3 protein-coding genes are annotated in these 2,514 nt (G+C 78.6%); all 3 read right to left on the reverse strand.

The window, feature by feature from the left end:
* Positions 1 to 502 (reverse strand): AMP-binding protein (locus E1298_RS46090; RefSeq protein ID WP_165975987.1); only part of this gene is annotated, 502 nt, incomplete at its 3' end.
* 82 nt (positions 503 to 584) lie between these two features.
* Entirely contained in the window at positions 585 to 2,141 is a 1,557-nt protein-coding gene (locus E1298_RS46095; RefSeq protein WP_131903680.1) for an AMP-binding protein, read from the reverse strand.
* A gap of 114 nt (positions 2,142 to 2,255) precedes the next feature.
* On the reverse strand, positions 2,256 to 2,514 hold a 259-nt coding region (locus tag E1298_RS46100), incomplete at its 5' end, for a response regulator transcription factor (RefSeq protein WP_131903681.1).

A 2,514-nucleotide genomic window follows, 5' to 3' on the forward strand; every position in this document is an offset into this window, starting at 1 on the left:
GGACGGGCGGGGGCCCGCCGGTCCCGGCCTCGACGAGCCGTCCGAACGGGGTGGCGCCCGGGACGTCGCCGAACGCGAACACCTGCCGGACGTAGGAGCGCTCGGCCGCCGCGAGGGAACGTTCGGCGATCTCCCCGCCGGTCAGCAGGAAGCGGGCGCCGGTCTCGTTCAGCATCGCGGCGAGCTCGGCGGGCGCGGCGCCCGCGGGCAGCGGGGCCGGGACGGCGCCCGCCGCGGTGACGGCGTGCACGGCGAGCGCGAGGTCGCACACGCCGGCGAGGTGGATCGCGCCGACGTCGCCAGCGCGCACGCCGTGCCGGAGGAGGCCGCCGGCCGCGGCGGGCACGACCTCGGCGAGATGGCCGTAGCCGAGCTCCTGCCCGGAGTCGGCGAGGGCGCTCCGGTCGCGGTACCGGACGGCGTTCTCCCGGGCCGCCTCCAGGACGGCCTGGGTCACCGTGGTGTCGGAAACGGCCAGCGGGCCGGTGTCTCCCTGGAGCATGGGCCGAACGTACGCCGCGCGGCGGCGCGCCACATCCGAAGAAGTGTGTAGCGGTGTGTGTAGGTCCCGGCACGGACACGCGTCAAGGGGCGAGCCCGGCGCGGGCCAGGAGCTCCCTTCGCCGGACGCGCCCGTCCGGCGTGCGGGGGATGGCGTCGACGACGTGGACGGCCGTGACGCGGTGGCAGTCCGCGACGTGCGCGTTGACGTAGGCGAGCAGGTCGTCGGCGGACGCCGGGGCCTTGACCACGGCGAACGCGTGGGGGGCGAGGCCCAGGTCCAGGTCGGGGGCCGGGGCGACGGCGGCGTCGCCGACCGCCGGGTGCGCGGCCAGCACCGTCTCGGGCTCGGCGGGCGGCTCGGGGCGGGCGAGGCCGAGCCGCCCGAGGATGAACACGCGGCCGTGGTCGTCGGCGAACGCGGAGTCGCCGGTCGGCAGCCACCGGACGGGCACGGCGGCGGTGCGCGCCACGGGCAGCCGCACGCACAGCTCGCCCGGCTGGTAGGAGCGCTGGTCGGCGCCGGTGCGGGGGTGGACGATGCGCCAGACCACGCCGGGGAGCCCGCGCCCGACGGAGTCGAGCGTGCCCTCCTCGGCGGCCCGCAGGTTGAGGTGGGTGAACCCGGCGGCCTCCGCCAGCCCGTACGCCTGCCGGACGGGGCAGCCGAGCCGTCCCGCCGCCGCGCGGACGTCCTCGGCGGCGAGCGGCCCGCCCGCGGAGACGACGGCGCGCAGGGACCGCAGGCCGTAGCGGTCGGCGGCGCGGTCGTAGGCGAGGACCTCCACGAGCCGGGGCGGGAGCACCGCGACGGTCACGCGGTGGTCCTGGAGGGCGCGCAGCAGGTCGTGGCGCCCGGTCCCGGCGAGGGCGACGACGGTGGCGCCGAGCCGCAGCGCCGGGTTCAGGACGCCGTTCAGGCCGAGCACGCCCGCGAACGGCAGCGCGGTCAGGACGATGTCGTCCGGCCCGATCATGCCCGCCCCGGCGACGCGGACGAGCCCGGCGACGACCTCGGCGTGGGTGAGCCGGACGGCGCGCGCGGGCCCGGACGAGACGCGGGTGCAGCCCAGCAGCGCGATGTCGCGCGCCGGGTCGGCCGGGACGTCCGGGGCGGCCCGCCCGGTGAGCAGGGCGGAGAACGGCTCGGCGCCCGGCTCCGCGCCGAAGCAGAAGATCCGCTCCACGCCGCACGACGCCGTCGCCTCCAGGGCGCCCGCGAGCAGGGCCGGCCAGGTGATCACGGCGCGGGCCCCGGCGGCGTCCAGCAGCCGGGCCAGCTCGGCGGCCGGCACCGCCGCGGGGACCGGGAACGGCGCCGCGCCCGCCGCCGTGACGGCGTGCAGGGCGACGGCGAACTCCGGGCCGTCTGGCAGGTGCAGCCCCACCACGCTCCCGCGCCCGAGGCCCTCGCGGGCCAGCCCGGACGCCGCCGACCCGGCCTGGGCGGCCAGGTCGGCGCGGGAGAGCGAGCGGCCGGACGCCCCGTCCACCAGCGCCGGACGGGCGGGACCGCCCAGGCCACCGCCGCCGAGGCCATCGCCGCCGAGGCCGCCGCCGGGACCGCCGGCGCCCAGCACCGCCTCGGTCACCGTCATCGCCGGATAGGCGGCGCCCGGATCCACACCGTTGGAGATCATGCTTCCGACGCTAGGCCCGCGGTGCCGTCCCGTACATGCGCCGGACTGCGCAAACGGGGTCGTATTCGACAGGACCCCAATAGCGGCGGCCCTGTGTACACACCCCGGGCGGGGTCAAGGCGGCGCGTCCTCGGCGGCGAGGTTGTCGACGGCCCACGCGGCGATCTGCGCGCGCGAGGAGAAGCCGAGCTTGGTGAGGATGTTGGTGACGTGCCGCGCCACCGTGGCGGGGCTGATGACCAACTCGGCCGCGATGCCCCGGTTGCTGAGGCCGCGCGAGACGAGCCGGGCGATGTCCCGCTCCCGGGCGGTGAGCGTGCTCGGCGGCGTCACCGGGCCGGGCGCCGGGAGGGGCGCGGGCACGGAACCCGGG

This window comes from Actinomadura rubrisoli, assembly GCF_004349215.1.
Classification (GTDB): Bacteria; Actinomycetota; Actinomycetes; order Streptosporangiales; family Streptosporangiaceae; genus Spirillospora; species Spirillospora rubrisoli.

Coding starts and splice junctions, on each gene's coding strand:
- E1298_RS46095 (WP_131903680.1), bottom strand. CDS start 2,141: ATGATCTCCAACGGTGTGGATCCGGGCGCCGCCTATCCGGCGATGACG.